Source organism: Lysinibacillus sp. NPDC059133, from assembly GCF_042755925.1.
In the GTDB taxonomy this organism is placed as follows: domain Bacteria; phylum Bacillota; class Bacilli; order Bacillales_A; family Planococcaceae; genus Lysinibacillus.
Genome location: NZ_JBHZDH010000018.1, coordinates 18,748 through 36,465 on the forward strand (window position 1 = coordinate 18,748; position 17,718 = coordinate 36,465).

The following is a 17,718-nucleotide window of genomic DNA, read 5'->3' on the forward strand; positions in this document are numbered from 1 at the left end:
TACACCTCTCTTATTCATTCACCTTATTTAATAAGTGCGTTACAATCCACAATTAAGGCTACTTTCCCGTTACCTAAAATTGTTGCACCTGAAATTGCAAAGATATTCGTTAAGTAATTCCCTAATGATTTCAGCACAATTTCTTGTTGGCCAATGAATGAATCCACAACTAAACCAGCAAGCTTCTCACCTTTTCGAACGATGACCACTGAATGGAATTCGTCACCCTGAGGTTCTTTGCGAGGTACCTCAAAGATTTCTTCTAAGAATACTAGTGGTACTACTTTGCCACGGAAGTCGATTACTTTTTGATTATGCGCATTCATAATTTCTGATGAACGGATAATTGAAGTTTCAATAATTGATGAAAGTGGAATTGCATAAATTTCTTTTTCGATTTCTACTAGCATGACAGAAATAATCGATAATGTTAGTGGTAATTGAATCGAGAATACTGAGCCTACATCTTGTGTAGATTCAATTGAAATATTTCCACCCAAGGATTCGATTGTTGTTTTAACAACATCTAATCCAACACCTCGGCCTGATACATCAGAAATAACATCCGCCGTTGAGAACCCTGAGGCCAAAATAAGCTCATTAATTTGCTTATCTGACATCGAGTATGATTGTTCTTGTGTAACAATACCTTTAGAAATGGCTTTCGCAAGTACTTTTTCACGGTTAATACCTGCTCCATCATCTTCAATTTCAATAAAGACATAGTTACCACTATGATAAGCACGCAGTACAACTGTTCCTTCTTCTGGCTTACCTTTTGCAAGGCGAGCTGTAGGATTTTCAATACCGTGGTCAACAGAGTTACGAATTAAATGAACAAGTGGATCCCCAATTTCATCGATTACTGTACGATCTAGTTCTGTTTCAGCACCAATAATTTCGAGGTTAATTTTCTTGTTTAGATCACGAGATAACTGACGAATCATTTTCGGGAAGCGATTGAATACTGTTTCAACCGGAACCATACGCATCGTTAAAATAATCGTTTGTAAGTCACCCATGACGCGGCTCATGCGCTCTACTGTTTCATTTAACTCTCCATGGTTAACCTCAGTTGCAATAGACTGTAGTCGTCCTCGATCTATCACAAGCTCTTCAAATAGATTCATTAATATATCAAGTCGCTCGATATTCACACGAATTGTTTTATTACCAACAGGCGCATGGCTTTTATCAGCCTTAGCAGGAGCCGCTGCTGTTGCAGGTTTAGGTGTAGCAGTGTTTTTTTCAGGGACAGTAGCCGGTTTAGCCTCCGCTTCTACCGTTGCTGTTGCTGCTACTTCTTGAATTGCTTGTTCTTTTTCACTATGTTGCTTTGATTCAATAGCGGCGACAATCACTTCTTCGACTTCTGAAACTTTCATAATCTTTTTCTGCATATCTTCAGCAGATTCTTTTGTTACGAAAGCGACGTAAAATTGTTGATCGAACTGTTCGTCTTCAAGCTTTTCTACAGATGGACTTGATTTAATAACCTCTCCATCTTTTTCTAAAATCTCAAACACCATAAATACTCGTGCTGCTTTTAAAAGACAATCCTCACGTAATTTCACTGAAATTTCGAATGCGTTGAAACCTTGTTCAGCAGATTGTGAAATAACTGTTTGTTCAAAACCGTCATACTCTAATGTACTTGCTACAGCAGTAGTTGGTGTCTCAGTAGTTCCTACCACTTCAGGAATCGCTTCCTCACCCAATTCAATGCGCTTTAATTGAGCAACAGTTGAAGATACATCACGTTTTCCATCTCCGCCATTCGCAATGTCCATCACCATTTCTTCTAGATGGTCTACAGACTCAAAGACAACATCTAGAATTTCAGGAGTTACATGGATTTTCTCGTTTCGGATTGCATCCAACACATTTTCCATTTTATGAGTTAAATCCGCTAAATCTTCAAAGCCCATTGTCGCAGACATACCTTTTAATGTATGCGCAGAGCGGAAAATTTCTCCGACAATCGCCAAATCATCTGGATTTTTTTCTAGTTCTAATAAATGTTCACTACACGCTTGTAAATGGTCTTTACTTTCTTCAATAAACATCTCTAAATATTGATTGACTTCCATAAGAGGACACCCCTTTAAGGCAAATATTTCATTATTGTTTGTGCAATATCGTCTACATCTGCTACTTCATCGACAAGTTGCGTTTCCACTGCCGCTTTCGGCATACCATACACTATGCAAGTTTCAGCTGACTCAGCGATTGCCATCACATTTCCAGTACTTTTTAGTGCTTTTAGTCCGTTAGAGCCGTCATGGCCCATACCTGTCATAATAACCGCCACTTTATCAAAATCTTTCAATTGGCTCACATCTTCAAACATCACATCTACAGAAGGGCGATGTCCAGATCTAGGTGGTTCATTATTATCAAGGACTATGCCAAAGGAGGTACCTACTTTTCTAAGTTTTAAATGATACCCACCAGGTGCAATATACGCCACTCCATTTTGGAGAATATCTCCTTGCTCAGCTTCTTTTACGGTAATCTCACTTAATTGATCCAGACGATTAGCAAGAGATTTTGTAAATCCTGCCGGCATATGCTGGACAATTAAAATTGGTGCTTGAATTGATTTTGGGATTTTTGTAATCACTTCTTGTAAAGCTCTAGGCCCGCCTGTGGAGGTCCCTATCAGTACAATTTTCCGACCTACTTTACTCCATTCTTCATGTGGCTTGGATAGTTCTGCCCTTGTCGGGAAAACATTGACAGAAGGAGTCACCCTGCCTTCACTAAGTGAATTTCTTCCAATGATACTCGCTTGTAATGGCTGTTCTTGTTGTCTTTTACTACCAGAAGGTTTCTTTAATTTTGAAATAGGTACCAATGATGCTTGTTCAACCTTGTGGACAAGTTCCGTTTGGATTTTATGTAAATCAAGAGAAATTGTTCCGCTCGGCTTTGCGACAAAATCTACTGCCCCAAATTCAATTGCTGATAAGGCATTTTCTGCTCCTCGTTGTGTTGTACTAGAGAGCATAACAACAGGTACTGGACATACAGCCATAATTTCTTTTAAAGCATCAAGCCCATTCATTTCAGGCATCTCAATATCCATCGTCACAACTGTTGGCTGCAATGTTTGAATCTTTTTTATCGCATCTTTCCCATTTCGTGCTGTTCCAACTACTTCAACCTTCGAGTTGCCAACAAAAAAGTCACTAATTAGCTTTCTCATAAAAGCAGAATCATCAACAACTAACAGCTTGCTTTTATGTAAAAAGTCCAATTAATCACGTCCTTTCGAAAAAATATTTCTTAATTTAGTTAAGAATTTACCCGCTGACTGATCATGTGCATGAACTTCTTCCACACGGTGTTCCATAAAACGCGCCACTATAAGTTGAAGTGTCTTTGTAATAAGTGCGTCTGGATAAGCAAGTGAAAAAGGCACTTGCTCACGCACAGCCTTACGCACAGCAGAATCTTCAGGTAATGAGCCTAATATCGTAACCTCTTTGTCCAAAAAACGTTCCATCGTACGCTTTAGTCGCTCATTGGTTTCCATTCCTTCTTCTTTACTATAGGCTCGGTTACAGAGTACATAAAATTGCTTGTCCGCATCTCGCATATGAATATATTTCATCATTGAATACGCATCAGTTATAGATGTCGGCTCTGCTGTTGACAAAACAATGATTTCATCTATAGAGGTTAATAAATCTAATGACCAATTAGTAGCTCCTGCTCCCATATCGAACAAAATGTAATCAAAGCTTTGTTGAAGCTGCTCAAATGCGTAAACGAGTCGTTCAAACATTTCCTCTGACCATTCTAAGACGCCCGACATACCAGACCCACCTGAAATATACTTTAAATTGTAAGGACCTTCAAATATTACCTCATCTAGTAACTTATTTCCTCCCAAGTAATCTTTTAAACTATAAGAAACATTTTTTCCAATTAAAATATTGATATTGCCCATACCAATATCCATATCAACGATGACAACTTTTTTCCCTTTATTGGCCAATGTAATGGCAAAATTCATCGTGAAGTTACTTTTACCAACCCCACCTTTGCCGCTCACAACCGCAATTGCCCTACCTAATTCACCCTGCTGTTTCAACATTTTCAAGCGCAATGTTTCAGCTTGGTCTCTCATTTTTCTTCACCTTGAAAAAATAAATTTAGTACTGCTTCTATATCAGCTTCTTCAATATCTTCTGGTACTTCTTGACCATTCGTATAGTAAGCAAGTCCTTTATTATATTTAATCATTAAATTAATCATTGTGCCAATAGAATTTGTTTCATCCATCTTTGTAAAAATGAATTTTTCAATTGGTAATTGCTTAAATTGCTCTATAATGTTTGACATGTCCTTTTCTTTCGTTGTCATTGCAAGTACTAAGAAGGACTCTGCTTGATCATCGAATTTTATAAGACGCTGTAAATCGTCTACATATTTTACCTCTTTATAATTGCGGCCTGCTGTATCTATAAACACTATATCTAAGTGGGCCAATCGGTGGATTGCTTGTTCAAAATCTGTTGCATTATAGGCAATTTCGACAGGAGCCTGTAACAGTCCAGCATACGTTTTTAACTGCTCAATTGCGGCAATACGGTAGGTATCTGTCGTGATAAACCCTACTTTTTTCTTTTTTTCTAAAACTGCTCTAGCAGCCATTTTAGCAATTGTCGTAGTCTTTCCGACACCTGTTGGACCTAAAACATTAATATATTTTTTTTCATAGGATATACCTCCGATTGGGAGATCCTCTAGCACTTTGCGCAATAAGCTTTTCGTAATCATCTTACATTGAGAAAAATTGATGTCTGACGCTTCTTTGAAATGCGTAAAAAGCTCATCACCAATCGTTGTGATGAGCTCCTCACTTAGCTCCTGCTGTCTTAAGTATTCAATGAAGGGTAAGAGTTCATCTGGATATTGATCTTGGATAGTCTTCTTATGCATAGAATGCATTAAAGATTTTAAATCTGCAATTTCCTTCCTCAAATCATCAGAAATGCTGGCTTCCTCATGTAAGGGCGCATCATTCTGCGGCTGTACTTGGTGTATTTTAGCTTGAACAGCATTTGTAATCTCTTGTAACCTTGCATTTTCATGTTTAGGTGTTGTTATAGGGTAAGCTACAGGTGCTGGAGCCACATTACTTGGCTCCATTGAATCAATCCCTGCAACAACCTCAAAGCTTTTCTTTTTAATGATCCCAAAAAATTTCTTTGTAACGACTACTTTTGAGTTCAAAATGACAGCGTCCTCACCTAATTCAGCACGCACAAGCTTCATCGCTTCTGGTATGGAGGATGCATAATATTTTTTCATTTTCATTCAACATTCACCACCCCAACACTTTGAATTTCAACCGAAGCATCAAGTTCGTTGTATGATAGAACTGGAATTTGCGGGAAATAGCGCTCCGTAAGTTGACGTAAATACATACGAACTGCTGGAGAGCATAAGATAATAGCAGATTGTTCCATAAAGGAAACGCGTTCTACTTCTGCAGCAATGGTCTCTAAGATCGTTTGAGAATCTTGTGGATCCATCGCTAAATAATTTCCGTGATCCGTTTGTTGAATACTATCAGCAATCAATTTCTCTACTTTACCCGAGACAGTAATAACTTTTAATGATGAGCTGTCCCCTACGTATTGAGAAGTAATCTGACGTGCCAATGCTTGACGTACATACTCAGTTAATATATCGGCATCACTCGTTAACTTTGCATAGTCTGCTAGCGTTTCAAAAATAATTGGTAAGTTTCGCACTGAAACATTTTCTCGTAGAAGTTTACCTAGTACTTTTTGAATTTCTCCAGTCGATAATGGAGTAGGTGTCAACTCTTCAACTAAAATTGGATGCGTTTCACGTAAATGATCGATTAGCTGCTTCGTCTCTTGACGACCAAGTAATTCATAAGCATTTGCACGAATCATTTCCGTTAAGTGAGTCGACACAACGCTCGGTGGGTCAACTACTGTGTAGCCAAACATTTCAGCATCCTCTTTCACTTGCTCCGTAATCCATTTTGCAGGTAGGCCAAATGACGGTTCAACTGTGTCAATTCCTTCGATGGAATCATCATCTCCTGGACTCATTGCTAAATAATGATCAAGCAGAAGTTCACCACGTGCCATTTCATTACCCTTTATTTTAATTCGATATTCATTTGGTTGTAATTGAATATTATCGCGAATACGGACAACCGGAATGACAATCCCTAATTCTAATGCTAACTGTCGACGTATCATAATGACTCGATCTAATAAATCGCCACCTTGAGCAGCATCTACTAACGGTATTAAACCATAGCCAAATTCAAACTCGATTGGATCCACATTTAATAAATTCACAACATTTTCAGGGCTCTTCATGCCGTCTGTTGCCACTTCTTCCTCAATTTCAAGTAATTCTTCTTCATCCTCTGGTTTTTTATGGTCCATCATATAAGCACCAGCAATTAGCGAACCACCAATTGGAAGTGTTATCCAGAGGGGGATAGGTGTGAAAAATCCAAGTAAAAGTATTGTTCCACCCGCTACATAAAGCAGTTTTGCTTGAGCAAATAACTGTCCTGTAATATCTTCACCAAGACTACCTTTAGAAGATGCACGCGTTACGACAATCCCTGTCGCTGTAGAGATCAGTAGCGCGGGAATTTGTGAGACAATACCATCCCCAACCGTTAACTTAGAAAAATGATTTGCTGCCTCTGCAAATGGAAGCCCCATCTGCACAACACCGATGATGATACCAAATAATAAGTTGATAATAACCATGACCATTGAGGCAATGGCATCCCCTTTTACGAATTTTGTGGCACCATCCATCGCTCCGTAGAAGTCCGCTTCACCCGCTACTTTCTCGCGTCGTTCACGAGCTTCCCGCTCAGAAATAACTCCTGCATTTAAGTCAGCATCAATACTCATTTGTTTACCCGGCATCGCATCAAGCGTGAAACGTGCTGCTACTTCCGCTACACGCTCCGCTCCTTTTGTAATAACGATAAACTGAATTAACACAAGAATTAAGAATACAACTAAACCAACTAGTACATTCCCGCCGACTACGAAATCACCAAACGTTTCAACAACAGAACCTGCATCACCCTTCGCTAAAATGGCACGTGTTGTTGAAACACTCAGTCCGAGTCGGAACAAAGTTAACAATAAAATAACTGAAGGAAAAATAGAAAAGTCTAATGCTTCCTTCATACTCATTGCTGTCAACAGTACTATTAATCCTAATGTAATATTAATGACGATTAAGAAACTTAACATCCACGGAGGAAGAGGGATGATGAGCATCGCAACGATTAAAATAACCGCACCTAATACCCCTATATCGCGAACTTTCATTTGTGTCCCTCCTACTAAAAGCTTTAAATTTTCCGCTTAATTCGATAAACATAAGCAAGCACTTCTGCTATTGCTTTGAAAAACTCTTCTGGTACTTGATCACCAATTTCTACTTGATCGTACATTGCTCGTGCTAATGGTCTATTTTCAACCATAACCACATCATGTTCTTTCGCAATCAGTTTAATTTTTTGAGCAATAAAGTCTGTACCCTTAGCAACGATGCGTGGAGCATCCATACTTTCCTCATCATATTTGATGGCAATCGCATAGTGAGTTGGGTTTGTTATGACAACATCGGCGTTTGGAATCTCTGACATCATTCGACGCATCGCCATTTCGCGTTGGCGTTGTTTGATTTTCGATTTTATCAGCGGATCGCCCTCACTATTTTTATATTCATCTTTAATGTCTTGCTTAGACATTTTAAGATTTTTTTCGTAATCATGTTTTTGATACATCCAGTCTAAAAGGGATACACATAGTAAGACGAGCGAAGCAGCAATCCCCATGATACCAACAAGCTTACCCACTGTAATGAGAGTCATCCATGGGCTTTTAAAGGATAACGCCAAAACTTCCGGCAAATTCGTCCAAACGATAATTGTCGTAACGCCACCTATGAAGCTAATCTTTAATACTGATTTGAGAAGCTCTATAATGGCTTTAACAGAAAATATTTTTTTCAACCCTTTGATCGGGTCCATTTTTTTTAAATCAAACTTCATCGGCTCTAATGTGAATAGGAAACCGAACTGTAGGAAGTTACCTGCTAATGCTCCAACAAATGCAATTCCCATTATTGGGACAACAATAAAAGCCATTTGCACTAATGTTTCTGTAAATAGGTGCATCACACTATCAATTGTTAGTGTTTCTACGCGAATGTTATGAATAAAAGTTTGCCTGAAAAAAGCTAAAAGATCGTCTCGCATTGAACCCGCAAAGAAGAATAAAAAGATAAATACCATGAGCATGACAATTGCACTGGAAATATCCTGACTTTTGACAACCTGTCCTTTTTTTCGAGCATCTTGTCGTTTTTTAGGCGTCGCCTTTTCCGTTTTTTCTCCCGCAAAATACTGTAAATCTAAATCTAGCAGTAGCAACATTTTACCCACCACCTAAAATAGCCATTAAATCACGCATAGCATAAATCATAATTGAAAGAAGCTTTTGAATAACTTGAATCATTACAGCCATCATTGTGAACAACACTAGAAAACTAACGCCTATTTTAATAGGAAAACCGACAACAAAAATATTTAATTGTGGTACAGTTTTCGCTGTGATACCTAGTGCTAAATCAACTAAAAATAAAGTTGCTACAACAGGAGCAGCCATTTGAAAGGCAATCGCAAAAACAGCCGTAAATGTTGTGATGATAAACTCGATATAATTGTCATTTGCGAAATTAGGAAATCCTTGATTCATCGGTAAGAATTGATAACTATAATAAATTCCATCAAGAATCATATGATGTCCATTTATAGCTAGAAGGAACAGTAATGCTAGCGAATTAAAAAATTGTCCTATCAATGGACTTTGTGCGCCTGTTTGCGGGTCAATAATGTTGGCAATGGCAAAACCCATCTGAAAATCTATAAAGCTTCCGGCAATTTGAATTGCCGACATGATGATATAAGCAACTAGACCAAGTAACAGCCCAATGAGCGCTTCTTTCATCACTAAAAGTATGTAATCACCATTAAATACAAATGGTTCGACGTCAATCGTGTAGTACATCATCCAAGCTAAAACTAATGCGAGCGTTATTTTAACTTGTGGCGGAATCGTTCTGTACGAGAAAAAAGGCACCGTGACAAAAAATGCCGATACGCGCACAAGTACTAATAAGAAAACCGTAAAATGCGGGATTAATTCATTCATCTACTCACCCTATATAACGCGTTAAATTCTCAAAAATGTCTCTCGCATAGCTAGTCACTTGTGATAACATCCAAGGACCGAAAAATACGATGGCTGCTAATACAGCGACGATTTTTGGAACGAATGCTAAAGTTTGCTCTTGAATCGATGTTGTTGCCTGAAAAATACTTACCGCTAAACCAGTGATTAAAGCAACTAATAGTAGCGGACCGCTTGTTAGAAGGATAATCATAATGGCACGCTCTGCAATTGAAATAACCAATTCACCTGTCATACTGTATCATCCCCTAAAAACTTTGTAGTAATGATTTCATCACAAGATACCAACCATCAACGAGTACAAATAATAAAATCTTAAACGGCAATGAAATCATAACCGGTGGTAACATCATCATCCCCATCGACATTAGAGTACTTGCGACAATCATGTCGATTACTAGGAATGGAATAAAAATCATAAAACCAATTTGAAACGCTGTTTTAATCTCACTCAATGCGAAAGCAGGTACGAGCATCGTAAGGGGAATTTCTTCTACAGATGCTGGTTTTTCTGCTTTATTATACGTTAAGAATAAATCAAGATCCTTTTGTCTTGTATGCTTACTCATAAACTCTTTAAACGGCTCACTGGCCCGATCATACGCCTCTTCAATGCCAATTTCCTCAGAAAATAATGGCTGTAATGCCTCTTTATTGACCTCTTGAAATGTTGGGGCCATGATAAAGAAAGTTAAAAACAAGGCAAGACCTACAATGACCTGGTTCGGTGGCATTTGCTGTGTAGCTAACGCAGTACGAACAAACGATAACACGATCACTATTCGTGTAAACGATGTCATCAAAATTAAAATACTCGGTGCCAGTGAAAGAACTGTTAACAGCAAGAGAAGCTTCACAGCACTAGAGACATTTGTTGGGTCGCTGTTGGAAAAAACACTGATTACATCATTCATTTATCATCATTCTCCTTTTGCTTCCATCTCTCTAGTTCTTCACTGCGCTCCTGTTTAATTTCGGAAATCTTTTTTTCGAACAGCTCACCAAAAGAGTTTTGTTTTTGCTGTACTGATGCACTCTCATTATTTTTTTTCTTAAACTTAGATAATACTTCTGCAATATACGGTGATGTTGCTGCAAGTTCTTGTCGTTCATTATATAGCGCTAAAAGTGTTGCAACTTCATCCGGATCAGTAATTTCACGTAATAGCTGGACATCCTCACCGACCCCAACTAAATAGAGTGTTTTACCTACTTGTAATAGTTGTACCGACTTTTGGGCACCTAACGATAAACCGCCTAAATTTTGTACTAATTGATTACGTTGAAAGTTTAAATTTCTTTTATTTAAAAACTTCATTAATCCATAAAATAAAGCTACAACAAAAATAAGCGCCAAAACCATTTTTATGTATTCCCACGCAGACATGTCTCCAGCCGCTTGTATATCTGAATCTTTCTTAGCAGCTGGAGTAATATCTTCTTTACAATCTCCTTTTTTGATGCAGTCGCTAACAGAATTCGTGTTAGATTCTGCATATACAGAAGTCGTTGTAGGGTACAAAAACAGGAAGGATACAAGAAATGCGAAAACCATCGTTAGACGAAATGATTTTAACATTTGCATTCAATCATCCTAGAGCTTTTTGAATCGCTTCAATTACACGATCAGCTTGGAAAGGTTTAACGATAAAGTCTTTCGCACCAGCTTGAATTGCATCGATTACCATTGCTTGTTGTCCCATTGCTGAACACATAATGACAGTTGCATTTGGATCTGAACCCTTAATTGCTTTAAGAGCTGCAATACCGTCCATCTCTGGCATTGTAATATCCATTGTTACTAAATCTGGCTTTAATTCGTTGTACTTTTCAACAGCCTGTAAACCATCCGCTGCCTCCCCAACAACTTCAAACCCATTTTTCGATAAAATATCCTTGATCATCATGCGCATGAATGCAGCATCGTCTACAATCAAAATTCTTTTAGACATGGTTAACTCCTCCAATTGAAACTATCTTAAATTATTTAAACGCTCTGCTTGACTTAAAACATCTGTAATGCGGACACCGAAGTTTTCATCAATAACAACGACTTCACCTTTAGCGATTAAACGGCTATTAACTAAAATATCAACTGGTTCACCAGCTAATTTATCTAGTTCAATAATCGAACCACTAGATAGTTCTAATATCTCTTTTACAGAACGCTTTGTACGTCCTAACTCTACAGTAACTTGCAATGGAATATCAAGTAGCATATTTAAATTTCTAGCTTCAGATTGCGAGATAACATTCGGATCAAAACTAGCAAACTGTGCTTGTTGAACATTGACCGGTTGAACAGGTCTTGTTGCTTGCGGAATCTGTTGTTGCTCTTGATACATTGGTTGCTGCACCGGCGCTGGCTGCTGTTGATATACTGGCTGTGCAGGCGGTGGTGTTACAGGTGCTTGTGGTGGCACAGGCGCTTGTGGTTGGACAGGCGACGGCGCTACTGGCGCTTCAGGTGCTAGTGTTGCAGCCACAGGTTCCTCAATTGATTGTGTTTCTCCTAATAGAGATTTAACAATGTTTTGACTAAATTTCAGCGGTAATAATTGCATTATATTCGAATCAATTAAATTACCAATTCTCAATCTGAACGATACTTTTACGAGTAAATCATCTTCAGGAATGTTTTCTCGTCCTTCATTTTGAGAAATATTCATTAAATCAATAGTAGGTGGCGAAATATCCACTTTTTTATTAAATACTGTCGACATTGAAGTAGCCGCAGAACCCATCATTTGATTCATAGCTTCTTGCACGGCACTTAGCTGAATTTCACCTAAGTCTGGTTTCGGATTTAAGCCATCTCCACCTAACATTAAATCAGCAATAATCGCTGCATCGGATTGCTTAATAACGAGTAAATTCATACCTGTTAATCCGATTGTATATTCAACCTGTACGGCTACATAAGGATGAGGAAATTCCTCTTCTAATTTATTACGGTTAATCATTGAAATACTTGGGGTAGTAATATCTACTTTTTGCCCTAATAACGCTGAAAGCGCTGTGGCAGAGCTACCAAACGATATATTTCCTACCTCACCTAACGCATCTTGGGCAAACGAATCGAGGTAATCCTCTACTCTTATATCATTATTATCCTCATTTGCAGAAGCTTCAGTGCCGCTGTTTTTATCTTCCAACGTTTCGCCCCTTAATAACGCTTCAATTTCTTCTTGGGAGAGCATTTCATCACTCATCTTCGTCTCCTCCTTTCAAAGGGTCGATAATCTGGATTGCTAATTTTTTACCTTGTTTTCCTGGCTGAACGGTAAATTTCGGTAATGTTCCTACTTTTAATAGTAGTGGATCTTCAATTTTTTGTTCTAATTGAATGACATCTCCAATCTGCATTGTGAGGAAATCCTCAATGGTAATGTCGGTAATACCTAGTTCAACAGAAACCGGTAGTTGGGCCTGTTTCACACTTGTTTCAAGCATTTTTGTTTGCTCTGGAGACATCTCTTTTGTATTTGCCTGCATCCAGTAGCGAACAGAAAGATTTGGAACAATAGGTTCCAATACAACATGCGGAATACAAATATTGATCATACCGCTTGTCTCACCGATTATCGTATTTAAGGAAATAACGACAACCGTTTCATTTGGCGAAATCATTTGTAAAAATTGAGGGTTGACCTCCAGCTCTACTAAAATTGGATCAATTTCCGCAACATTTTCCCATGCCTCGCGTAAATTGTCGAATGAACGCTCAAAAAGGTTTGTCATAATTTTAGTTTCAATTTCTGTTAAGTTATCCACATTACTATGACTCGCCCCACTACCGCCCATTAAACGATCTAACATAGAGTAGGCAATGTTTGGGTTTATTTCCATTAAGATATTACCATCTAATGGCGGCACTTCAAACACATTAATGAGTGTCATATTCGGAATCGAACGTACAAACTCTTCAAATGGTATTTGGTCCACTGATGCAACAGTAATCTGCACATAGCTTCTCAGCTGTGCAGAAAAGAAGGTTGTCAGTAATCGTGCAAAATTTTCATGTATTCGGGTCAAACTTCGGATTTGATCTTTTGAGAAACGTAGTGCTCGTTTAAAGTCATATACCTTAACCTTGCGCCCCTCGTCCTCTTTTTTTATGTCGTCCGCTGACATTTCCCCGGTTGATATTGCGGAAAGCAGCGCATCTATCTCGGATTGAGATAACACATCTCCTGCCATTTGCCCACCTCCATTTCAAGCAGTTTCTGTTTTATTGGGTGATGAAGGAGGTAAAATAAACTTCCTGAACTTCTCCCTCTTGCATCAATTCATTAATTTTTATTTTTAATGATTTTTGGAAGACTTGTTTACCTTGCTTACCTTCTAAATCTTTTTGCTCCATTTCGGAAAGCTCTTGAATAACAATATTTTTCACTTGGAAATCACGCTTCGTTAATTCAGCAGCAGCATCTTTACTTGATGTTTGAATTTTTAACGAAAAGCGTACAATTTTGTTATCAGCTAGATTTGTCGTAATTTCCGGAACTTCTACAGAAGCTTCTACGATTTCATCAATAGTTGGCTCAAGAGAGCCTGCTGGCTTATTAAATTGGGTATATAACACAAAACCAATACCCCCGATAAGTATGATTGCTACTAGTACGATGATAATCATCGTTAACGCTTTGTTATTCTTCATCTTCTTCACCTCGTAGATGCGGGTTTGATAGTATTTGTATATTTTTATAAAAGGCTGTTACCTTTTGTCGCACCTCATCTTCACTCTGTAAAACAATGATTTTGGTTCCAGTCGTTAATGTAATGGTCGTATCTGGAAAAGATTCGACCGTTTCTATGTATAAAGCATTCAATGTAAATGCTTTGCCATTTAAACGTGTTAGTTCAATCATTGAAATAGGGCCGGGTCTAGCACGAGAGCCGGCCCGACCCTCCCTCATATGAAATTATGTTTTTAGTTTTGAGCACTTTGTCATCTTAATCGGTATTTTCTTTACCTACATATTAAGTATTTATCTCATATTAAAACTTAGCGTTTTAAATTCACAAGCTCTTGAAGAATTTCATCAGAAGTTGTGATAATACGTGTATTTGCTTGGAAACCACGTTGTGCCACAATCATTTCAGTAAACTCCTCAGAAAGGTCGACATTGGACATTTCAACGTAGCCAGATTCAATACCACCAATCCCACCTACAGTTCCTACTTGAGCGTATGGTTCTCCAGAGTTAGCTGTTGGTTGGAAGTAATTCCCTCCAACTTTTTGAAGACCGCCCGCATTTGGGAACTTCGCGAGTATAAGTTGACCTGCATATTGTTCGTCACCTTTATAGTCTACATACGTAACTGTACCATCTTGACCAATAGACATTGATTGCGCTGTTGTTGGGATACGAATCGGTGAAATTTCAGTTGCGAAATCCATATCCTCTGCGATATTACCATCTATATCAGCTAGTCCATTCGCTGCTTTTTGTTCGTCAGCTGCAGCACCATCGATTGAATCGCCATCAGCAGAAATCGATAACTCATCACTTGCGTGACCTACTAAATATTTACCATCAGCGTTCACTAAATATCCATTTCTATCCATATAAAAATTACCGGCACGTGTATAGAGAATATTGCTGTAACCCTCTGCATCTAGTGCCCCCTCTTCATCAGGTGCACCATTTGCATCCCCTACCATGAAGAAACCATCACCAGCGATAGCTAAGTCTAAATTACGAAAAGTTGATTGTAGTGAACCTGAACCGTGTATTGTATCGATTGCAGCAAGTTGTGAGCCTAAACCGATTTGTTTAGCATTAACACCACCACGAGTTTGAGTAGGTGAAGAGGCACCTGCTTGCGTTTGAGAAATTAAATCTTTAAATACGACACGCCCCTTTTTAAAGCCGTAAGTATTTACATTAGCAATATTATTCCCAATTACATCTAGCTTCGTTTGGAAGTTTTTTAAACCTGAAATACCAGAATACATAGAACGTAACATAATGTCGTTCTCCCTTCGTCTTTTAATTGTGTGCCTCTATCAATCAGCACACCTAGGCCTCCTATTACAGGTCCAGCCCTTACAGCACGATTGTGCCATCAATATTTGTAAATATTTGCTGCTTTGCCTCCGTGCGGTCCATTGCTGTAATGACAGTTGCGTTTTTAGCACTGACAATTAAAGCTGCTTGATCCATCAAGACTAATGGTTGTTTGACACCTTTTGAGTGCGCTTCAAATACCTTGTCCGATACAACCTGCCATTCTTGTTCAGTAATCGCAATATTACGCTGGATAATCCGTTCATGCGCATGCTTGCTCACTTTTAGTTCTTGTTGCTTAGTAGCCTCCTGTAAATGGGCTTTAAACGATTGCTGTGATTTTATTGGCGTAGGTTGTGTCTGGCGAATGGATGGATGCAATGGTACACGATGTATTGAAAACTGATCCATCATTCTTCTCCACCTTTATTCGCTTATTTCGGTAAATTCTTTTTGTGTTAATTTTTTGTCATTGTCTAATACGTAATAGATAACGCCATCTTTACTCGAAACAGAAACAATACGCGCTTGTAGTTCTTGCTCGCCGTCTTTATAGGTAACTTTTTTACCAATTAGCTTGCTTGCTTGCACAAGAGGAGATTCTTTTTCAGTAGTGTTACCATTCGAATCCGTTCCTGTACCGCCTAAAATTGCCGAGATATTGCCAGGTGTTATTTCCTTACCATCAGCTAATACGAATACTACAGCTCCGTCAACAAATTTTAATGATTCAATAATGCCCGTTCCTTCGTTGACTATAGAATTACCTTTTTCATCCTTCTCATCCGTTCCCTCACGCCACTTTACTTCCTTACCAACAAATGTTGTATAACTCATAAGCTGTGTTTGTTGCTGTGAGGCAAGTAATAATTCCATCGCTTTTGTCATATTTTGCATTTGCTCTAAAGAAGAGAATTGTGCCATTTGAGAAATGAATTCACGGTCGTCCATAGGGTTCGTTGGATCTTGATTTCGTAATTGCGTAATTAGTAATTGTAGAAAAGCATCCTTACCTAGTTCGCTATTACCCGTTTCCCTAACTGGCTTCTTATAATTCTTATAGTAAAAGTCATCGGTTATTTTTCCAGTCATTTTATCAGTCGTTGTATCTGCCACTCCTACACCTCCTCACTTATTAGATAGTCATTAAAGGTCTTACCTTCATCGTCATCGTCGTTTTTTTGCTCCTCCTCATCTTGCTGTTGTTGCTTGAAGAAATTATTGAAGAAGCTTTGGTCGCGTTGTTGGCGATCTGCGTCTTGCAATGATTGAGCAATATCGAGACGATCCACTTGAATATTTTGCTGTACAAAGGCTTGCTTTAATTGATGCGCCTGACTATCAAGTAATTCACGACCTTGAGCTGTTGAAGCGAGTAGACGGGCTGTCAGGACACCGTCATTTTGCACAAGTTCGATACGAATTGTTCCTAGATTTTCTGGATACAATTTCAATGTTAAGCGCGTAATACCTTGTGCATTAGAGATTTGAGCTCTGTTGATAATTGCTTGCATCTCTTTCAATAATGCCTCAGATTGTGCTGGTTTTGCAGCCGGCAATGTTACTTGGAACGTGTCTGCTTTTGTTTGGACTGTATTAGAAGTCACCATCTCATTAGCACTTGTGTCTGTCTGTTTTGTAACTTGAACTTGTTGAACTATTTTCTGAAAGCCTTGTAACGGAAGTGTTACGGTTGTTTTAGTTGTTACTTGCTGTTCAGATAGAGTCGTCTCTACTTGTGTTTGCATCGTTGTCAGAAGACTCTTGATGTTAGTTAGCACGTTTTCTTGTGAAGCTGTTAAGTCTGTTTTTTGTCCAACTAGCTGCGCTAACTTTAACACTTGAAGCAAGGGCGCTACTTCTTTTGGTGTCACTTGTCCTTCACCTTGTAAAGCTGCTACGATTTGCGTTTGAAGCACAGGTGCCTGAGCGTCTACTATTGCTAGAAGCTCCCATATATCTCTTGCTTCTTTATCCTCTCCTAGCAACTGTTGCACTAATTTTTGAAGTTGCTCAGTATCAATCCCCAATGCATCCATTAAGTGATCAAGATTTAACATTTCATCTATTGCAACAGCTTTGCCTTCTTCACCAATTTGAAGCATTAACAAGCCATCGTCGTGTGGAATACCTAGTACATCTAGTACATCTCCTATAGATTCAGCATTTAAAACTGCTGCTAAATCAGAGGTATCTTTTGTATCAGTTGACTGTGTATGCTGCTGTATTTGGTTTGAAGAAGAAATAACCTTTCCAAAAACAGACCCAAACGTTGCTAAATTATCTTTGTTCGACGGTCCATTTGCTTTCACATTGGAATCGCCTGATGTTGAAGGCTTTGTAGCGGCGTTTTTAGTTGGTATAGCCTTAGACATCATTTGCATCATTGCTACATCCATCATTTCACCTCCTTTCAG

The 17,718-nt window shown here is 38.6% G+C and carries 19 protein-coding genes; all 19 read right to left on the reverse strand.

Translation table 11 applies throughout. The features are described 5' to 3' along the window. Positions 1-23: 23 nt before the first annotated feature. A complete protein-coding gene (locus tag ACFXN8_RS11875) occupies positions 24-2,090 on the reverse strand; it encodes a chemotaxis protein CheW (protein WP_386845274.1) in 2,067 nt (688 codons plus the stop codon). 14 nt (positions 2,091-2,104) lie between these two features. After that, positions 2,105-3,259: a protein-glutamate methylesterase/protein-glutamine glutaminase gene (locus ACFXN8_RS11880; RefSeq protein WP_386845276.1), complete on the reverse strand. Its 1,155-nt coding sequence runs from the start codon at positions 3,257-3,259 to the stop codon at positions 2,105-2,107. Beyond that, the gene (locus ACFXN8_RS11885; RefSeq protein WP_376069173.1) at positions 3,260-4,135 is read right to left on the reverse strand and encodes a MinD/ParA family protein; all 876 of its coding nucleotides are present in this window, start codon (positions 4,133-4,135) and stop codon (positions 3,260-3,262) included. It abuts the gene before it with no gap. After that, the gene (gene flhF, locus ACFXN8_RS11890) at positions 4,132-5,328 is read right to left on the reverse strand and encodes a flagellar biosynthesis GTPase FlhF (RefSeq protein WP_376069171.1); all 1,197 of its coding nucleotides are present in this window, start codon (positions 5,326-5,328) and stop codon (positions 4,132-4,134) included. The genes ACFXN8_RS11885 and flhF overlap by 4 nt, the downstream gene beginning before the upstream one ends. Continuing rightward, positions 5,325-7,358 (reverse strand): flagellar biosynthesis protein FlhA, encoded by a 2,034-nt coding sequence (flhA, locus tag ACFXN8_RS11895; RefSeq protein WP_376069168.1) that lies wholly within the window; start codon positions 7,356-7,358, stop codon positions 5,325-5,327. Before flhA ends, flhF begins: the two co-directional genes overlap by 4 nt. A 23-nt stretch (positions 7,359-7,381) precedes the next feature. Then, on the reverse strand, positions 7,382-8,470 hold the full coding sequence (gene flhB / locus ACFXN8_RS11900; protein WP_386845279.1) for a flagellar biosynthesis protein FlhB: 1,089 nt from the start codon (positions 8,468-8,470) through the stop codon (positions 7,382-7,384). A 1-nt stretch (position 8,471) separates the two neighbouring features. Next, positions 8,472-9,248: a flagellar biosynthetic protein FliR gene (gene fliR, locus ACFXN8_RS11905; RefSeq protein WP_376069162.1), complete on the reverse strand. Its 777-nt coding sequence runs from the start codon at positions 9,246-9,248 to the stop codon at positions 8,472-8,474. Positions 9,249-9,252: 4 nt separating this feature from the next. After that, positions 9,253-9,522 carry a flagellar biosynthesis protein FliQ gene (gene fliQ, locus ACFXN8_RS11910; protein ID WP_197141919.1) on the reverse strand — a complete coding sequence of 90 codons (270 nt, stop codon included), beginning with the start codon at positions 9,520-9,522 and terminating at the stop codon, positions 9,253-9,255. Between the two features lie 13 nt (positions 9,523-9,535). Beyond that, positions 9,536-10,201: a flagellar type III secretion system pore protein FliP gene (gene fliP / locus ACFXN8_RS11915; RefSeq protein WP_376069157.1), complete on the reverse strand. Its 666-nt coding sequence runs from the start codon at positions 10,199-10,201 to the stop codon at positions 9,536-9,538. Continuing rightward, a complete protein-coding gene (locus tag ACFXN8_RS11920; RefSeq protein WP_376069154.1) occupies positions 10,198-10,866 on the reverse strand; it encodes a flagellar biosynthetic protein FliO in 669 nt (222 codons plus the stop codon). Before ACFXN8_RS11920 ends, fliP begins: the two co-directional genes overlap by 4 nt. Before the next feature lie 10 nt (positions 10,867-10,876). Further along, positions 10,877-11,239, reverse strand: coding sequence for a response regulator (locus ACFXN8_RS11925; protein ID WP_049668450.1), 363 nt, complete (start codon positions 11,237-11,239; stop codon positions 10,877-10,879). A 21-nt stretch (positions 11,240-11,260) separates the two neighbouring features. Beyond that, complete coding sequence (gene fliY / locus ACFXN8_RS11930; RefSeq protein ID WP_386845283.1) at positions 11,261-12,499, reverse strand: flagellar motor switch phosphatase FliY; 1,239 nt, start codon at positions 12,497-12,499, stop codon at positions 11,261-11,263. Continuing rightward, positions 12,492-13,487, reverse strand: coding sequence for a flagellar motor switch protein FliM (fliM, locus tag ACFXN8_RS11935; protein ID WP_376069148.1), 996 nt, complete (start codon positions 13,485-13,487; stop codon positions 12,492-12,494). Before fliM ends, fliY begins: the two co-directional genes overlap by 8 nt. Before the next feature lie 31 nt (positions 13,488-13,518). Further along, the gene (gene fliL / locus ACFXN8_RS11940; protein WP_376069145.1) at positions 13,519-13,947 is read right to left on the reverse strand and encodes a flagellar basal body-associated protein FliL; all 429 of its coding nucleotides are present in this window, start codon (positions 13,945-13,947) and stop codon (positions 13,519-13,521) included. Beyond that, positions 13,937-14,158, reverse strand: a complete 222-nt coding sequence (locus ACFXN8_RS11945) for a flagellar FlbD family protein (RefSeq protein ID WP_049668748.1) — start codon at positions 14,156-14,158, stop codon at positions 13,937-13,939. Before ACFXN8_RS11945 ends, fliL begins: the two co-directional genes overlap by 11 nt. A gap of 137 nt (positions 14,159-14,295) precedes the next feature. Next, positions 14,296-15,261: a flagellar basal body rod protein FlgG gene (gene flgG / locus ACFXN8_RS11950; RefSeq protein ID WP_386845286.1), complete on the reverse strand. Its 966-nt coding sequence runs from the start codon at positions 15,259-15,261 to the stop codon at positions 14,296-14,298. A 79-nt stretch (positions 15,262-15,340) separates the two neighbouring features. Continuing rightward, a complete protein-coding gene (locus ACFXN8_RS11955; RefSeq protein WP_376070000.1) occupies positions 15,341-15,712 on the reverse strand; it encodes a TIGR02530 family flagellar biosynthesis protein in 372 nt (123 codons plus the stop codon). Between the two features lie 15 nt (positions 15,713-15,727). After that, on the reverse strand, positions 15,728-16,417 hold the full coding sequence (flgD, locus tag ACFXN8_RS11960; RefSeq protein WP_386845288.1) for a flagellar hook assembly protein FlgD: 690 nt from the start codon (positions 16,415-16,417) through the stop codon (positions 15,728-15,730). A 2-nt stretch (positions 16,418-16,419) separates the two neighbouring features. Beyond that, complete coding sequence (locus ACFXN8_RS11965) at positions 16,420-17,703, reverse strand: flagellar hook-length control protein FliK (protein ID WP_386845290.1); 1,284 nt, start codon at positions 17,701-17,703, stop codon at positions 16,420-16,422. Positions 17,704-17,718: the final 15 nt, after the last annotated feature.